Annotated in this window: 13 protein-coding genes, 1 tRNA gene and 1 pseudogene; 3 read left to right on the top strand and 12 right to left on the bottom strand. The window is 65.1% G+C overall.

The features are described from left to right. Positions 1 to 24 precede the first annotated feature (24 nt). The 4 genes from A5680_RS15565 to A5680_RS15550 all read right to left on the bottom strand — a co-directional run bounded on the left by A5680_RS15565 (position 25) and on the right by A5680_RS15550 (position 6,956). On the bottom strand, positions 25 to 2,382 hold the full coding sequence (locus A5680_RS15565) for a glycerol-3-phosphate 1-O-acyltransferase (protein WP_067820784.1): 2,358 nt from the start codon (positions 2,380 to 2,382) through the stop codon (positions 25 to 27). Beyond that, positions 2,379 to 4,112: an HAD-IB family hydrolase/lysophospholipid acyltransferase family protein gene (locus A5680_RS15560; RefSeq protein ID WP_067820782.1), complete on the bottom strand. Its 1,734-nt coding sequence runs from the start codon at positions 4,110 to 4,112 to the stop codon at positions 2,379 to 2,381. The genes A5680_RS15565 and A5680_RS15560 overlap by 4 nt, the downstream gene beginning before the upstream one ends. Next, the gene (locus A5680_RS15555) at positions 4,109 to 5,578 is read right to left on the bottom strand and encodes a wax ester/triacylglycerol synthase family O-acyltransferase (protein ID WP_055400175.1); all 1,470 of its coding nucleotides are present in this window, start codon (positions 5,576 to 5,578) and stop codon (positions 4,109 to 4,111) included. Before A5680_RS15555 ends, A5680_RS15560 begins: the two co-directional genes overlap by 4 nt. A 130-nt stretch (positions 5,579 to 5,708) precedes the next feature. After that, complete coding sequence (locus A5680_RS15550; RefSeq protein WP_067820779.1) at positions 5,709 to 6,956, bottom strand: alpha/beta hydrolase; 1,248 nt, start codon at positions 6,954 to 6,956, stop codon at positions 5,709 to 5,711. Positions 6,957 to 7,143: 187 nt separating this feature from the next. On the opposite strand from A5680_RS15550, the gene A5680_RS15545 reads away from it, so the two are divergent. Further along, positions 7,144 to 7,217: transfer RNA gene (locus tag A5680_RS15545), tRNA-Arg, on the top strand. A 653-nt stretch (positions 7,218 to 7,870) separates the two neighbouring features. Here A5680_RS15545 and A5680_RS15540 read toward each other — a convergent pair. The 5 genes from A5680_RS15540 to A5680_RS25315 all read right to left on the bottom strand — a co-directional run bounded on the left by A5680_RS15540 (position 7,871) and on the right by A5680_RS25315 (position 11,060). Beyond that, on the bottom strand, positions 7,871 to 8,179 hold the full coding sequence (locus tag A5680_RS15540; protein WP_156675130.1) for a hypothetical protein: 309 nt from the start codon (positions 8,177 to 8,179) through the stop codon (positions 7,871 to 7,873). A gap of 297 nt (positions 8,180 to 8,476) precedes the next feature. Further along, entirely contained in the window at positions 8,477 to 9,040 is a 564-nt protein-coding gene (locus A5680_RS25805; protein WP_156675129.1) for a hypothetical protein, read from the bottom strand. Positions 9,041 to 9,556: 516 nt separating this feature from the next. Continuing rightward, positions 9,557 to 9,745: a hypothetical protein gene (locus tag A5680_RS25800; RefSeq protein ID WP_156675128.1), complete on the bottom strand. Its 189-nt coding sequence runs from the start codon at positions 9,743 to 9,745 to the stop codon at positions 9,557 to 9,559. 344 nt (positions 9,746 to 10,089) lie between these two features. After that, positions 10,090 to 10,824 (bottom strand): hypothetical protein, encoded by a 735-nt coding sequence (locus A5680_RS25795; protein ID WP_156675127.1) that lies wholly within the window; start codon positions 10,822 to 10,824, stop codon positions 10,090 to 10,092. Next, the gene (locus A5680_RS25315; RefSeq protein ID WP_082970387.1) at positions 10,824 to 11,060 is read right to left on the bottom strand and encodes a DUF3761 domain-containing protein; all 237 of its coding nucleotides are present in this window, start codon (positions 11,058 to 11,060) and stop codon (positions 10,824 to 10,826) included. Before A5680_RS25315 ends, A5680_RS25795 begins: the two co-directional genes overlap by 1 nt. 665 nt (positions 11,061 to 11,725) lie before the next feature. Between A5680_RS25315 and A5680_RS26580 the strand changes: the two are divergent. Both A5680_RS26580 and A5680_RS26305 read left to right on the top strand, forming a co-directional pair. Then, positions 11,726 to 11,881 (top strand): annotated as a pseudogene (locus tag A5680_RS26580) (LppA family lipoprotein); the annotation flags it as partial. Continuing rightward, positions 11,881 to 12,021 carry an LppA family lipoprotein gene (locus A5680_RS26305; protein WP_231977636.1) on the top strand — a complete coding sequence of 47 codons (141 nt, stop codon included), beginning with the start codon at positions 11,881 to 11,883 and terminating at the stop codon, positions 12,019 to 12,021. The pseudogene A5680_RS26580 and the gene A5680_RS26305, both read left to right, overlap by 1 nt. Here A5680_RS26305 and A5680_RS15525 read toward each other — a convergent pair. The 3 genes from A5680_RS15525 to A5680_RS15515 all read right to left on the bottom strand — a co-directional run bounded on the left by A5680_RS15525 (position 12,018) and on the right by A5680_RS15515 (position 15,448). Further along, positions 12,018 to 13,178, bottom strand: a complete 1,161-nt coding sequence (locus A5680_RS15525; RefSeq protein WP_067820771.1) for a serine hydrolase domain-containing protein — start codon at positions 13,176 to 13,178, stop codon at positions 12,018 to 12,020. The two genes, A5680_RS26305 and A5680_RS15525, sit on opposite strands and share 4 nt — an antisense overlap. Before the next feature lie 14 nt (positions 13,179 to 13,192). Then, a complete protein-coding gene (locus tag A5680_RS15520) occupies positions 13,193 to 14,659 on the bottom strand; it encodes a biotin carboxylase (RefSeq protein WP_055404875.1) in 1,467 nt (488 codons plus the stop codon). Positions 14,660 to 14,755: 96 nt separating this feature from the next. Continuing rightward, entirely contained in the window at positions 14,756 to 15,448 is a 693-nt protein-coding gene (locus tag A5680_RS15515; protein ID WP_067820768.1) for a type 1 glutamine amidotransferase domain-containing protein, read from the bottom strand. Positions 15,449 to 15,721: the final 273 nt, after the last annotated feature.

Here is a 15,721-nt window from a genome sequence, read left to right as displayed (position 1 = left end):
CAGGGTATGGGCGCGAACCCGCGGCTACCGAGCCAGGCGCTCCTGGCGCGCCCTGGCCTCGCGGGCGACGAACTGGTCGCGCGAGATCCGCCCCACGTAATCCGAGTCCCGCAGGATGTCCCGCAGCTCCGCCCGAAACGCGGTCCGCCGTTCGGCGAGGTCGGCGGCGGGCGCGATCAGGTCCTGATCGACGACGACCTGATACGCGGTGGCGAACAACAACGTCGACACCGATTCGCTGCTGCGGACCCGGGTTTGCGCCACGTATTGCCGGCCGACGCCGAGCGCCGACTCGGTCAATTCCTTCTGCGCGACGTCGGCCGGCGCGTCGCGCAGCACGTCGGCGACGATCTCGTAGGCCTCGAAGAACACCCGCAACATCGCGTCCGCCATCAACGGACGCTTGGCGAACAGCATCTCGTCGATCTCCTCGCCGCCGGCGCTGACGTGGGCCTCCCAGTTGTCATGCCAGGCCATCTCTTCGGCAATGTTGTCGCGAAACGCCGCCGAATCCGCGAAGTAGAAGTCGAACTTGAGCAGGTCGCGCAGGCGCATAGCCTGATCCCAGAACGCCTGCATGCGGTCGCCCTCGACGTGCCGGGCGTGGGCCAGGGCGAGTTCGACGATCGAGGTTTCCAGGAAGGCATGGATCAGCGAGTTGCGGTAGAACGCGGCCGCGTGCTGCTCGTCGGGGGCGATGCGCCACACCGGTTCCCGGCCACCGTCGACCCGGGTGATGGGGTGCCCGTTGGACAATGCGTCGACCGCCGCCCGCACGCCCTCGCGCGAGCGCAGCCGCAACGCGCTCGTCGACATCGGGTTGTGTTTGCGTTCAAGGTAATCCAGCGAGTCCTGCAGGGTGTGGTGCAGCTGACCCAGCGTCAACGCCGCGCCGCGGGTGGTCAGCAGTAGCGCGCACACCAGGCCCGTCGCCGTCACCGGGGTCGCCTGCAGTATCCGCCAGGCGACCTCGAACGACATCTTCTGCAGCGCAAGCCGTTTGGCGTCCTGGTCGTGCGCCATCGGGCCGTGCGTCGGGCCCAGGTACTGGCGCATCGAAACTGCTTCGGGGAAGCGGACGTAGATCTTGCCGTAGTTGCGTTCGCCCTGCGCCCTGATGAAGTTGTACAGCCAGCCGACCCCTTCGGGCGTCTTCTCCCCGCCGCGGGCGTAGGCGGCGTATTCGGCGGTCTCGTGCAGCTGGTCGAAGCTGATGGACACCGGCTGCAACAGGATGTCTTCGCTGCGGCCGTCGAGATAGGCGTCGGCCACGTAGGCCAACAACCCGAGTTTGGGGGGCAGCATCTTGCCGGTGCGCGAACGCGTGCCCTCGATGGACCAGCTCAGGTTGAACCGCTTCTCCACTATGTAACCCACGTACTCGCGCAAAACGTATTTGTAGAGCGGGTTTTCGCCGATGTTGCGCCGAATGAAGATGACGCCCGACCGCCGCAGCAGCGGCCCCATCGCGCCGAACGCCAAGTTGATGCCGGCGAACACGTGCACGGGCGGGAGCCGGTTCTCCTGCATCGCCACCGGCACCACCGCACCGTCGATGTAGGAGCGGTGCGAGAACAGCAGCACCGCGGGGTGGGTTTCCAGGGCGGCGCGCATCGCCGCGACCTGGTAGCCGTCGTAGTCGATCTCGGGGTCGAATCCGCGGCTGAGCGCCCTCCCCAGGACGCCGACCAGGTCGACCGACACCCGGCTCCAGCCGGTGGAGAGCTCATCGAGCATCTCGCCGGCTTGTTCGACGGTCGCGCCGGGGATTTTCTTCAGCCCGGCACGAAACCGGCTGGACTCCAAGATCTCCGGCTTCACCAGGCGCGGCGACTTGTACTGCGGCCCCAGGATTCGGTACTCGACACGCTCCAACGCCAACAGCGCGCGGCGGATGACGAATCGGGCGAAGTCGCTCTCGTTCTCGCCGACGGTGATGTCGCGCCACTGCTGGCGGAGTTCGGAGACCTTCGCCGGTTCCCCGGCCACCACCCGCGCCCGCTGCGGAGCGGTGCGCATGATCTTCAGTTGCTGACGTTCGTTGGGGGCGTAGGGGTCCCGGCCCGGCAGCAGGCCGGCGAGCTTGGCGATCCGGCCGCGGTCCGGTGGCGGCAGCCAGAACACCCGCACCGGCACGATCCAGCGGTCGCCGGCCGCGTCGTGACCGGCCTGGAGCTGCCCGATCAGCGGGCTCAGCGCCTCGGGCGCCGCGTTGGGCGGTGGCAGTTCCAAGACGTCGAACCTGGCCGCCGGCTTGTCGGCGCGTTGTTGCGCCATCCAGGCCGTCACCAGTTCCCTCTCGACCGGAGAGCTCATGGACGCCAACACCAGCGAGTCTTGGCCGGTGAGGACCGCGGTGGTGTCCGCGGCCAGTTCGGTCACGGCCGCCCTTCGGTCGGCGGTTCGGCGCGCAGCGCCGCGTCGGCGGGCCGTTGCGCCTCACCGTCTTTGGGGGTGGCCTGCGACTCGTGCGGATTCGCCTTGGCGGGCTTGGCTTTCGGCGCGGCCTTCTTCGCCGTCGCCTTCTTCGCCGGTGCCTTCTTCGCCGGAGCCTTCGCGGCCACCGGCTTTTTCGCGGGGGCCTTGGCCTTGGCCGCCGCCTTCTTCTCCGCGTAGAGGTCAACCTGGGGCAGCTCGTCGACCGGCCAGTTGGCCAGCGTGTCCAGATACAGCTGGCGGACCTCGGCGATGCGCTCCGCCAGGTTCTCGACCGTCCAGTCCTGCACCGAGATCGGCGGGAACACCGCGACATCGACCGTGCCGGGGTTGATGACGGTGGAGTTGCGGGCGGCGACGAGCTCGGCGTTACGAATCACGATCGGCACGATCGGGATTCCGGCCGCCATCGCGAGGCGGAACGGGCCCTTCTTGAACGGCCCGACTTCCGTGGTGTCCACCCGGGTGCCTTCCGGGGCGATGACGATGGACAGCCCCTTGCGGGCCCGGTCCTCGACCTCGTGCATCGTCTCCACCGCGGCCGCGGGGTCGTCGCGGTCGATGAACACGCCGTCGAGCAGCTTGCCCAGCGTGCCCATGATGGGGTCCTTCTGGAGTTCCTTCTTGCCCACGCCAATCCAGTTGTCGCGCACCAGCGCACCGGCGATGACCGGGTCGACCTGGTTGCGGTGGTTGAAGATGAACACCGCCGGTCGCTGCGCGGTCAGGTTCTCCTGACCCATGACGTTGAGCTGCACGCCGGCGATCGCCAACGACAGCTGGGAGAAGGTCGAGGTGAAGAAGTTGACCCCGCGCCGCCGGTTGCGGGTCAGCACGCCGATGCCGACGGCGCCCGCGGCGACCGGGAACATCGAGCCGAAGCCGGCGAGGGTGCGCAGCTGGCGCCGCAGGCCCACCGGCCCGCGGCTGTTGAAGCGCAGGATGGGCCAGCCGCGGCGCTTGGCCACCGCGGCCATCTTGCCCTCGGGATTGGTCGGGCGGGGATTGCCGACCAGGTACATCAGGGCGACGTCCTCGTCCCCGTCCGCGTAGAAGTAGCTGTCCTTGAGGTCGATGCCGTTCTCGGCCGCAAACCGTTGTACCGCAGCGGCTTTGCCGGGCCCCCACAGGATCGGCTTCTGCACGCCGCCGGTGAGTATCCCGTCCTCGGTGGTCTCGAACTTGTTGGTGAGCATGTTCGAGATGCCCAGGAAACGCGCCACCGGATTGACCTGGATGGTCAGCGCCGACGAGCTGAGCACCACGGTGTGCCCGCGAGCGACGTGGGCCCGCACCAGCTCCCGCATCTCCGGGTAGATCCGCGACTCGATCCGCTGCACGAACAGCCGCTCGCCGATCTCCTCCAGGTCGTCCAACAGGCGGCCGGCCAACGCGGCGGCGGCCTTGCCGATGAGGTCCTCGAACTCGATGCGCCCGAGCGTGTGGCTCAGGCCGGCCTGAACCATGCCGAGCAACTCGCCAACGCCCATGTCGCGGCGCAACAACCGCTCCTGGGTGAGGATCACCGCCGTGAAGCCGGCCACCAGCGTCCCGTCCAGGTCGAAGAACGCCCCGATCTTGGGGCCCGGCGGGCTGGCCATGATCTCGGCGACCGAACCCGGCAGCCGCATGTCGCCGGAGGGCCCGCCGTCTCGCCGATCCTTCGGGGCGCTCATGAGCTCTTCGCCGTCCGCGCCGAGGTCGCCGGTTCGTTGAAGGAGGCGGGCACCGCCTGCGGCGCCCCCTCGCCGGCCAGCGCGAGGATTTCGTCGAAACCCTCCAGCAGGCATTGGGCGAACAATGGCTCGTTGCGCACCGACGCCCGGTCGTAGCGCACGGTGATGGTGCACCACCCGCCCCGCGAGATCAGCACCACCATCATCGCCACCCCGGGCAGCGGCCCGATCCCGTACTGCCGCAACACCTTTGCCCCGGCGATGTAGGTGTCCCCGGGGTAGACCGGGACATTGCTGGCCTGCACGTCGGAACCGATCACCGAGCCGGTGATCCCCTCGAGCACCGCGGTCGGCAGGACGCTGAGAAGCGGCGCGACCGAACCGACGATGTTCATCGCGGGCTCGTCGCGGCGCTGCGTCATCTGCGCGCGGATCTTCTTCATCCGCGACACCGGGTCGACCGTGCCCACCGGGGCGGCCAGGTTGACGCCGGTAAACCGGTTGCCGCCGGCCGTGTCGGCGTCGGCCCGCAGGTTGACCGGCACCGCCATCGGCAGCGTGCTGATCGGCACGCCGAGCGCCTCGTGGTAGCGCCGCAGGGCGCCGCACAGGCCGGCGAGGTAGGCGTCGTTGATCGATCCCCCACCGGCCTTGGCGGCCTTGTGCAGATCGGAGAGCGGGATGTCGATCGCCTCGGTGCGGGTGGCCAGGCTGCGCCGCCGCAGCAGCGGCGACGGCTCGGCCGCCCGGTTGAGCACCCGCATCCCGGACATCGCGTAACCAACGATCCCGGACACGGTGGGCCCCGGTTCCAGAACCACCCGGCCCGCCGCCGACACCGCCCCGGACAGCGCGGTCAGGACGCCACCGACCACGGCGGAGGGCAAGTGGTTAATGCCTTGCCGCATCAGGTCATTGGAGGTCAGGTCCTGCGGAATGGGCAGCGGGGGCGTCGGCTTGGCAGGCGGATCACGCTCGAGGTCGTAGATTTCGGCGAACATCTGCACCCCGCCGACGCCGTCGGTGACCGCGTGGCTGACGTGCAGCAGCGTCGCGGCCCTCCCGCCGGCCAGGCCCTCGACGAGGGTGGCCGTCCACAGCGGCCGGGAGATGTCCATCGGCGACTGCAGGATCACCTCGGCGAGGTTGAAAACGTCGCGCAGTGTGCCGGGTTCGGCCACCCGCATGCGGCGCACATGGAATTCGAGGTTGAAATCGGGGTCCACCACCCAGCGCGGCGACGCCGTCGGCAGCGTCGGCACGACCACCTTCTGCCGCAGGCGCAGCACCCGTCGCGAGGCGTTCTCGAATCGGGTCAGGAATCTATCCCAGTCCGGGGTGGTGTCGAGCAGCTCCAGCGCCATGATCCCCGACCGGGTCCGGGGATTCGCTTCGCCCCGATGCATCAGATAGTCGACCGGTCCGAGCTGGTCGGACAGCTTCACGACCTCGACGGATTCAGCCATGATCGCCCGCCCGACGCGTCAACCCTGTCACCGAAGATCAAGCCTCCTGCCTCGGACCCGCCTGCGCAATCGCCAACACAACGCTAGTCGGGTTGCCGCGCTGGTGAAAGGAGCGGTCGGGCCAGGCGGGTCAGCTGGCCGAGGTGGCGGGCAGCGGGACCGAGTCCAGCAGCGAGCTGACGCGCCGGCCGTAGACCACGCCGAGGAAATCGGCGACCGCGTCGGCGGCCAGCCGCGATCGCACCGTCGACAGGATGTCGAACGCGTGGTGCGCGTTGTCCAGCTCGGCGTGGGCCACCGTGGCGGCGCCGGCCGCACGCAGCGCCGCGCAGAAGGCCCGGGCCTGGCCGCTGGGAACCAGCTCGTCCTTCTCGCCGTGCAGCACGAAAAACGGCGGCGCCTCGCTGTGCACGTAGGACACCGGCGACGCCGCCTCGAACCGCTCGGGCTCGTCGGCGTAGCGGGCCTTGACCACGAATTGCTCGAGGAACGGCAGCATCAGGTCGTGCATGTTGTCGAAGTCGGTGAAGTCGTACACCCCGTAATAGGGCGCGACGGCCTGAACCGTCGTGTCGGCGTTTTCGAATCCGGGCTGGTAGGCGGGGTCGTTCGGGGTGAGCGCGGCCAGGGCGGCCAGGTGTCCCCCCGCCGACCCGCCTGTGATCGCGATGAAGTCGGGATCGCCACCGTAGTCGGCGATGTTCTGGCGGACCCAGGCGATCGCCCGCTTCACGTCGATCAGGTGCGCGGGGAACGTGGACCGGGGGCTCTTGCAGTAGTTGATCGACACGCAGATCCAGCCGAGTTCGGCCATGCGGCTCATCAGCGTGTAGGCCTGGACGCGCTTGTCGCCGACGGTCCACGCCCCGCCGGGAACCTGGATCAGGACCGGCGCCCGTCGCCCCGGCGCCATGTCATGGCGTCGCCAGATGTCGAGCAGGTTGTCGCGCCCGTTCGGGCCGTAGGAGATGTTCGACGTCTGCGCCGCGTACCGGCGGTGTGGCCCGGGCCTGCCCAACACGCCGCCGCGGGGAGCGCAGACGGGATTGACGCCGGCCGGATGACGCACCTGCTCGCGGAAGTCCGGGCCGAAGGACTCCTCGAGCGCGGCGGTGAGGGCCCGGTCCGCCCGCTGTGCCGCCCAGGTGGCGCCGACGCGACCGATGGACGGGTGCGAGACCCGCGACAGGGCGTGGCCGGTCAGGACGTGCGGCGGAAATTCCGTGGAGATCCAGCCGACGAGGCAGCCCAGCGCGAACGGCGAGCCGCGCAGCAACAGCGTGCCGGCCCGGTAGGCGTCCATCGCATCGGCGGCCAGGCGTAATGCCTGGGTACCGGCCCACGAGCACCGTGAAGTCAAGTGCATGGTCACGCTCATAGCAACGCCACCCCTCGACGGTTTGCACACGCCTCGTTGCGGTTAACGGCCGATTACCGGCCGGTGTTGTACGTGTGTCGAGGGTCCCAACCATAGCCGATAACTGCTCGGCGCGAACGCTTTTCGTGCGCGCCGCCGCGGCGAGTCGTGTCGCGACACGCCGTTGGAATAGACTGACCTGCACATTGCCTCCGTAGCTCAGGTGGATAGAGCAAGGGCCTTCTAATCCCTAGGTCGCACGTTCGAGTCGTGCCGGGGGCACCCGTCAGCCTGGCCGACGGCACCTCGGAACCGTTCGATCTTGCCGTGGCACCGGTCAGGTGGCATTTTTGGCCTGGCGCGGCTGTCCTAGCCCGCATTCAGGCCGCAGCGGTTCTAAGCTGGCCCGCATGACGAGACGCGGAGAGCGGGCTGGTGTAGAGGACCGCTGCCACCGGCCAGCCCGCAGAGGCGAGCTAGTGCAGTACCGTCTTCTCCGCCCTGACGCATTAGACGTAACAAACGAGCTGGTCGACGTAGCCGGACAAATAGAAGGTTGCGCAGCAGTCCAAGCACCACGGCTGCACTTTGCGGTTGCCTTGCTTAACCACTTCATGCGTGCGGTGTTGTGTGCGGAGGCCCTTGTGGCCATTGCCTTTTAGGTGTGCATGGTCCGCACCTGCTGCCCTTTGCTATCAGCGTCCCGCAGCCGATGCAAGGTCGGTTCACTATCGACTTTACGACTGATCATGTGATCCCCGTAGCCGAGCGACAAGACTTAGCGTTTGAGCCGCTGAACCTGACAACGCGTTGCCGTAGTTCTAACGGGCGCCGGGGTAACCGATGCACCGACGCTGAGCGCGGACAGGTGCTAGGCGCCATAGCCGCACGTGAGCAACGCTGAGCGCTGTAATACGCCCGTTAACACGAACCGGCTACTCGACAGGCGGTTTGAACGCGAAGTTTCGGTAAGAGTGTTGCGGAATCAACCGGCGCCCAGCCTGTGTCTTCCATAGAAGGTCAATCACAGTCGCCGTGTCCTCGCGCGTCATCCCAAGCTCCAAACAACGCGCTTCGACAAGAGCGACAGGCGCACGCTCCGGAGTCCAACGGCGCGGAACCTTCATCATGTCCGACTTCAACTTTGCAACCTCGTTCCACTTCAACCGGTTGCCGTACCCGCGCGCCATCATGGCGATGTAGTCGAGAATCAGTTCTAGGTCAGCAGGCAACCTGTCAGACACCGACTAGTTCCCGCCCTCGCAGACCTGGCTGCATCGCGTCTCAACTTCGTCAAAATGGCCCTGCAACAGTTCCGTTCGTACGGTGCGCTTCTCGATGGGTTGACCGCAATCCCGGCAGCGCTGACCGGTGCTATGCCACGTCGTCATCCGAACAGCCATACCAAGGACGTTACCGCCGCGAAACGACAGCAATCCGGAGCGCAACGCGGCGAGCTGCGGGAACTCTCAGGGTGAGGGGGTGCCCCCGAGAGCACCTCCCTGTCCGCTCGAACGGCCAGCGCAGGGATGAGTACTTGCTTAGCCGCCGATCATGTCAGAACGTGCAGCATCCGAAAGTTGCACTTCTAGCGATCTGCGGTCGTCCTTGAGGGATCTCAGTACCTTACGGTCTTGTAGTGCGGCGGGCCCATTGCCAAAATCGTGTATAAATGAACCTAGCCTTAGGTATGCCGCCTGTATGTTCCCATTGACTTCCGATACCACTGACCGAATTTGATTTGAGGCGAACATATTGATTATTAAGGAGTGCGTAGAAAAGTCCTTGAAAGTATCTAAGTAGTTAGCATACTCTGGTGCCGATTTATACCATTCGAGCGGATGCATGTCTCCGTTGGGCAATTTTTCCGAGAATCTGTTCAACAACTCTGCTTCCGCATCAGTGAACGCCATCAGCCTAACTTCGTAATCGGAGTAAGCAGTCTTTTGTTCGGTCTTTTTGAACGAAAGATCAGCGTTGTGGGCGGTGCTATGCTGAGTGTCTGCAGACACTCGCAAAGTTGTAGCACTGCTGACAATTGCAACAATGACTGATGCCGATAGGCCGGCAACAAATATCAGCAATTCGCGTCTGGCCTTTTTCATCTCTATATTTGCCCGTTTTACTTGATGCCTTCGTTTACGATTTCCTGGGTGCAGACGAAGTCGAGCGGCCGTATTAGATCGTGTTCGCGAAGTATGCCGCTTTGCGCGACGCAGTCTGGAAAGCACAGTTCAACCTCCTGGCATCACGACTGTGCCAAAAACATCGAAAATCACACTAGGAGCTTAACGTGAAAGCTGGCCCTAAGCGGGCTGTTGACCATACGGGGTTTCCGTTTCAGCCACGGTCGAGCGGCTCTGAGCGGCTCGCCGCGTTCTTTGAAAAATTCGTCAATGTACGCGAGTCCAAGCGGGTGGTCCCGTTGGGGCTGCGCCCTTGGCAGCGCGCGTTGGTCGGCACCGTTCTTGACGCCGACCCTCAGCCCCGCGAGGCGGGCATGTATCGGACGCACACGAGGGGTCTAGTTGGCGTCATGCGACCAGACGATGCGCTTCGCCAAAATCAAAATCCTTCGGCGTCCTGAGCGTCACGACATAGTAGATCGCTCCGCTATAGCGTCAGCGTCCTCCGCGAGAGCGGCGGTTGGAGTTGTTACCTTGGCCACCCTTCAGGCTGTCGTGGTGCTGCTTGGCCCCTTGAATCTTCTTACTGTTGCGATTGCTGCTCGACTTCGCTTTCGGCGTCGACGGGAACAAGATATCGGCGATGCTGTATCCCTGCCTCTTTGCCTTGCCGCCCTTGGTCATGTGTAACCCCCTCTTGAGTGGCGACCTTGCCGCCACGGGTGGCGTTTCTATTTCGCCCGAGGGCGTTACGTTACCCCGCGACTGGCCGCTGGGGCAGGCGTTTCGACCAGCGGATCACATGATCGTAGGCAATGAAGATCTAACACTGATGGCGGAGCTACACGTATGACGGGACCTGAGCTATGCATGATGGACCCGATCAATTGCGGAGGAGTCCGATCGGTCGGAGCAGCCCAGAAGTGATACTGATTATGGGTGATCCCATATCAGGTTTCTCTTCCCGGACGGGATTACAATAACTTTTTGTCAATAAGGATATGCACTTCAGAGCCTGTGGAGTCACGTCACTCAGCATCATTTGCAAGCAATTCGTTTACCTTTTCGCTGATGTTTTGCACGGTTGTCCCGGTGGCCTTATACGGCTCTAGTCCCATTTCCTTTCGCACGCCATTTACGAATGCATTCATTAGCGTATCGAACTCTTTAGTTTGCGCTTGCGCAACCCCGGGCAGGTTCGCAGCTAATTGTTGCAGGATGCCCACTGCAGCGACTAACTCAGCCAGGTTGACAAGACGGTTGGGAAGTACGAGCCGCATCTCGGCTACAAGGGCGGCTGCTTCGGCAGCGCCTGGCTGCAACGCCTCGATACCCCCCAAGAGATTCTTCACCATTTCAAGCTTAGCGATTGCCTCGGTCACTTCTGAATTGTCTGTGTCATTCGAGTTAGCGCCACTTTGATTTTGCAGACTGGCCAGCACGTCTGTCAGGCCCCCACCACTCTTGAGCTGCTCAACGGCTTGGTTGATCAACGGACTGAAATGCTGCGGCACCTTAAGTGCCGTAATGGTTTGCTTCGAAACGGTCTGAATAAATCTCGTTGAAACATCCCGCATTCTATCTAGCCTTCGTCGTTCACGCTCGTCTTCCTCTTTGCGCAGATTTGCGCGTGTAGTGGTTATGTAGGTAATTAATCCACCAATACCGGTCCCGAGAAGTCCGAATGCGCCATTTCCCCACCAAGGCGCATCCATCGCCACCAAAACTGCACTAAGGGCCGATGAATAGTCTGCGCCACTCACTACAGCCACCGAAGGACACCGCCATGGCTAGAGCACGTCCCGCTGCGGTGTGTGCTGGATGAATAGGTTCCATCGCGACATTGGGCGGTGGCACCTGGCGGTGGTGCGGGCGCTGACGTCGGGTTGGGCACGCAGGTGCCGTCGACGTTGATGTAGCACTCTGAGCTAGAGGGTGATGCTAAGCCGATGGCGGCGGTAGCCACCGCTGCGGCAATGAACGCTGCGCGGGACAACATGATCGGGCAACCTCCACGTGTTTGACCGGTGCTGACTTGACGCTGCCCGAGTCGTCGATGGGAGCGTATGCGCTTCGGCGCGTACTCACAGCGAGATTTGTAAAAAATCCGGGGGAGGCCAGCGGGTCTAGGGCGTAAGGCGGCGATTCGGGCGTAAGCGGCTTGAAGATGCGCCCCGCGGGAGTAGCGTCGTCAGCCGGTTTGGAGAACAAGTGGCGAGTTATCGGGCGGTGCGATGCGGCTGGTCTGGCTAAGCGTTGCCGAGTTGATCGCCCAGGCCGGCGGCGACCCGTGGGAGGTCAACCGCAGCCTGCAGGCCGGTCGCGCACGGCGTCGCCCCGTTCCTGCCGCCGCCGTTCAACGGCATCGCTGAGAACCTGCTGGGGCGCCGCCGACGCCTTGGGCGCCGGCCACTTCGGCCCGAACCCCGCGACCAACCCCAACTTCACGCACTTGGCCACCGGCCCGGCAACGGTGCCCGACGGCCACGGCGACACCATCAATCTGTAAGGCGCACACGGCCACAGCGACTAACCTTGCCTCCCCGGCCGACGGTGGGACCAGGACGACCAACTGCAACATCGCCGCCGTCCTCGCCGGATTGGGAGCCAAGGCGGTAGCCACGAAGTGAGCGAGCACCAAACGACAAGACCTCAGCACCCGCGACGTGCCACCAGCCCTACGAACAAACCGACGGGCGCGGTTACTTCCTACCCGATCAGCTGGCTGCCAACGTGGCGGTCTCCGAACAGCAGTGGGCGACAATCCAGGAGACCGCGAAGCAAGCCGCCGCCAAGGTCGAGGCCCCGAGATACAGGTGATGCTGAACAACCCCGGAATCCATTACGTCGGCTTCTACGGCCCCACCGGGATTTTCATCAAGGTCGGCTACCGCGGAAACCTCGTCGTCTGGGGGATACACCGGCTGTCGGCTCCCACGCCACAAGAAATGGCCGGTTAGCCTGCACTTCCCGTCAACTCGTGTGCCACCGCATCGAATGCGCGCAGGGTGTCCAACATGTGCGGCTCATGCGAGTGCGGCTGGGTGGACAGCTTGGCGGCGACGACCTCCGCGGCACGGTTGACGTAGACCATCTGACCGCACATGCCAAGGCACAAAACAACATTGGCACCCGGGTAGGGAAACCACATTTGGTTGCGGTACATCCCGCCGGGCAGATCGGTGTCGTGGTCGGGGCTGGCGGCGAACGCCTCACGTGAGTCGGGTCCCCCGTTGAAGGTGTCGGTGAGCCACGCGGGCGGCACCACCTGTTGGCCGGTCAACGAAACACCGTCGCGCAGGAACAAGGAGCCGAACCGGATCATGTCGGTAAGGCAGGCGCTGATACCGCCGTCGAAGAACCCGGTGCCGTCCGGGTCGACGCCGATGGTCGCGTCGCGGTGGGCCCCGATGCGGCTCCACAGCACCTCCGACATGAGCCCGGGCATCCGCTGACCGCTGGCGGCCTCGCAGATCCAACCGAGCACATCTGTTTCACACGAACGGTATTCGAACGGGCCGCCGTGAGAAGCCTTTCGCCGCAAGGTCAGCAGGAAGTCCCGTAGCGTGCCGGGGTTGTCCGGGCGGCTCTTGGGCGCCCAGCCCATCGCCTGGTCGAGGAGATGAATCTCGGCGGCCGGGTCGCCGTAATCCTCCGAGAAGGCGATGCCCGACCTCATGTCCAGCAGGTGACGCACGGTCGCGCCGGCGTAACCGCAATCGGCAAGCGCGGGAACGTATTTCGTGACCGGCGCGGCGAGGTCGATGGCACCGGCCCCGTGTAACACCCCAACGACGGCCGCCACCAGCGATTTGCTCACCGAGAACAACAGGTGCCGGGTGTCGGCCGTCATCCCGTCCAGGTACTCCTCGACCACCATCTCGCCGCGATGGGCGACGGCCCACCCGTCGGTGACGGTCGCGGCCATCACGGCGCCGACGGTGCTGGCCGACCCGTTGGTGTCGGTCAGCGGGATCTCGGCCAGGGGGGCGGGGGCGGCGGCTATCACCGCGGCCGGACCGGCCCCCCGCGAGATGATCGCGGTCGGCACCATGTCTTCGATGTGCTGAAACGACCAGCGCGAGTAGGGCGGCGCGAGCCAGTTGTCCAGTGACATCCCGGCAGGGCGAGTCACGCGCGCGCGACAAGCCGGGAAACGATGGGCGCGGCCGGCGTCAGGGGCGTCGAGGTGAACTTCGCCTTCATGCCCTTGACCCAGCGCTGGCAGCGGTCGCTCAGCTGATAGTCGTCGGTCTGCAGGTGTGAGCGGGTGACGAGCACGCCGAGCTGCGCGCCCTCGGAACGCAAGTCGCCCGGCGCGGCGACCCGCATGTAAAAGGCCTCGGACCCGTCGAGCAGCGTTGCCCAGTCGTTGGCGGTCCGCGAAAAGGAGACCCGGCCGTCGTCGTCGAGGCGCCAAACCCCCGTCCGCGGCGTCGCGGTGAAGATCTCGATATCCGGCGACGTCTCCGTCAGGATGACCTGGCCCCAGACCTCGTCCTCGCCGTAGCCCCGCTCCCACCGCTCGTTGATCTCGTCGATGTCGAGCTCGTAGTCCACGTCCATGTATTCGAGCAGGTGGAACAGGAACAGCGGCATGTCGGCGTAGGCCTCGGTGGTCAGGTTCGTCATCGGACTGGCGCCGGACAGGCGCGGATTCACCTCACCGAGGTAAAGCTCGTCGGAGTCGAGATCGTGCAGGAGGTCCACCTCGAAGTAGCCGAGGTATCCCTCGCGGCGCATGACGTCGCCGAGCTTGGTCACCATTTCCCGCGCGGCGTGCGTCTGGGCGGGCGGAAGAACCTCGTGCCAGATGTCGTTGCCGCACCAGCTGCCCCGGCTCGGAGTGAGCTCGGAGTAACCGACCAGACTCGTCATCGCGGGGCCGACCACGGTCCCGTGGCGGGTCACGGCCCCCTCGAGGCACACCTCCACGTTGCGGATCCGCTTCATCACTTTGAGTTCCTGCCCGACGAGGTCGCCGGCGTGCTCGTCCCAGTCGCGCTGACCGTGCACGAAGAACGTCCCGCTGCCGGCGTTGCCGTAGGCGATCGAGATGACCAGGTCGTCACCCAAGCCGGCGTCGTGGGCGAGCGCCAGGAGTTCGTCGTAGGTGGTGGCCCGCCCGATCGTGTTGGGCACACTGGGCACCCCTGCCTCGTCGGCCAGGCGCGTCATCACGATCTTGGAGCCCAGGCGCTCGCGGAGCTCGATCGGCGGGTGCATGATCTCGAGGCCCGCCGACCGGGCGAGGGCCTGAATTTCCGCGTTCATCATCACGAAACAGCACTTGCCGCCCGGACCTTTGCCGGCGATGAACTCGATCGTCTCGGGGTCGGACAGGAGGTGGCTGCAGACGTCGTCCATGGAATCGAAATCGCGGCGGTCACGTCGGCGGGGCACGAACACGCGCGAGTGGGTGCCCTCGAACGAGTCAAAGTAGGTCAGGTAGAAGAAGTTTCGTATCCAGCGGTCGACGCCGAGCAAGTTGAACGGCGTCGGCGAGACGAAGAACAGCGGGACCTTGTTCGTGTGGAAGAACGCGCGGATGTCCGAGAGGCCTTTGAGTGGGCCGCGCCGCTGCGGCTCCGGCACCATCACGCCACCCGCGCTGGCGCTGCACCCAGCGCATCGGCAATGCAGTCACTTACGTTCATTGCACAAGTGTGACCCCGGATGGCCCGCGGCACTGGCCTAACGGAGTTCCTTGATGAACTCTTTCGCCAAAGGTCCAGCGGAGGCCGGGTTCTGACCCGTGAAGAGATTGCGATCTTTTAACGTGTAGGGCTTCCAGACCTCACCGCGGGAGAAGTCGACGCCCATCTTCACCAGTTCGTCCTCGGCGGTCCAGCGGGCCTTCGCCCGCAGCCCCACCCCGTCCTCTTCGTCATTGGTGAAGGCGGTGACTTTGTACCCGGCGAACGGCGACGCCCCATTGCGCCGGGTGGCCATCATCGCGACCGGCGCGTGGCAGACGATGGCCAGCGGCTTGCCGGACGCGAGCGCCGCGGTCAGCAGCCGGCCCGAGTAGGCGTCCTGCCAAAGGTCCTCCATCGGGCCGTGCCCGCCCGGGTAGTAGACGGCGTCGTAGTCCTCGAGGCGGGCGTCGGCCAGCTCGATCGGTCGGCGCAACTCCTCGGCGGAGCGCAGGATCTCCTCGAGTTCCAGGGCGATCTCTTCGCTGCCGGCCATCGACGGGCGCAGGCTCATCACATCCACATGCGGCACAACGCCTTTCGGGGTGGCGACCACGACCTGGTGACCGGCGTTGGTGAGCTCGCGGTAGGGGGCCGCGAACTCCTCGGCCCAGTAGCCGGTCGGATGCCTGGTGCCGTCCTTCAGCGTCCAGTAACTCGCGCCGCTCACCACGAACAGAACCTTCGCCATCGCGCTTCCCCTCGTTATCCGCACCGGTTGACCCACCCCAGCGTCGCCGAACTCGTCTGGCGGTGCAATACGGCGGGGCGGCGCATTCTCAATACGCTCAATACGCCGTTGATGGGGCGCGCGCACCGCGGCGCGTCCAAAGACAGCGGCCGGAAACCGGCATTTAACAAGTGCCGAGCCAACCGTTCGTTCTAGCGTTTGCCCATTTGAGGGTTGGGGAACAACAATTGGCGTGTCGTACGAGCGGATGACGCCAGCAGGGGGATCATGACT

Origin of the sequence: Mycobacterium sp. E2989 (genome assembly GCF_001667595.1) — a bacterium.
Taxonomy (GTDB): Bacteria; Actinomycetota; Actinomycetes; order Mycobacteriales; family Mycobacteriaceae; genus Mycobacterium.
This window is presented reverse-complemented; position numbering and strand designations above follow the sequence as displayed.

Coding starts and splice junctions, on each gene's coding strand:
- A5680_RS15560 (WP_067820782.1), bottom strand. CDS start 4,112: ATGAGCGCCCCGAAGGATCGGCGAGACGGCGGGCCCTCCGGCGACATG.
- A5680_RS15555 (WP_055400175.1), bottom strand. CDS start 5,578: ATGGCTGAATCCGTCGAGGTCGTGAAGCTGTCCGACCAGCTCGGACCG.
- A5680_RS15550 (WP_067820779.1), bottom strand. CDS start 6,956: ATGAGCGTGACCATGCACTTGACTTCACGGTGCTCGTGGGCCGGTACC.
- A5680_RS25805 (WP_156675129.1), bottom strand. CDS start 9,040: ATGAAAAAGGCCAGACGCGAATTGCTGATATTTGTTGCCGGCCTATCG.
- A5680_RS25800 (WP_156675128.1), bottom strand. CDS start 9,745: ATGACCAAGGGCGGCAAGGCAAAGAGGCAGGGATACAGCATCGCCGAT.
- A5680_RS25315 (WP_082970387.1), bottom strand. CDS start 11,060: ATGTTGTCCCGCGCAGCGTTCATTGCCGCAGCGGTGGCTACCGCCGCC.
- A5680_RS26305 (WP_231977636.1), top strand. CDS start 11,881: ATGCTGAACAACCCCGGAATCCATTACGTCGGCTTCTACGGCCCCACC.
- A5680_RS15525 (WP_067820771.1), bottom strand. CDS start 13,178: ATGTCACTGGACAACTGGCTCGCGCCGCCCTACTCGCGCTGGTCGTTT.
- A5680_RS15520 (WP_055404875.1), bottom strand. CDS start 14,659: ATGGTGCCGGAGCCGCAGCGGCGCGGCCCACTCAAAGGCCTCTCGGAC.
- A5680_RS15515 (WP_067820768.1), bottom strand. CDS start 15,448: ATGGCGAAGGTTCTGTTCGTGGTGAGCGGCGCGAGTTACTGGACGCTG.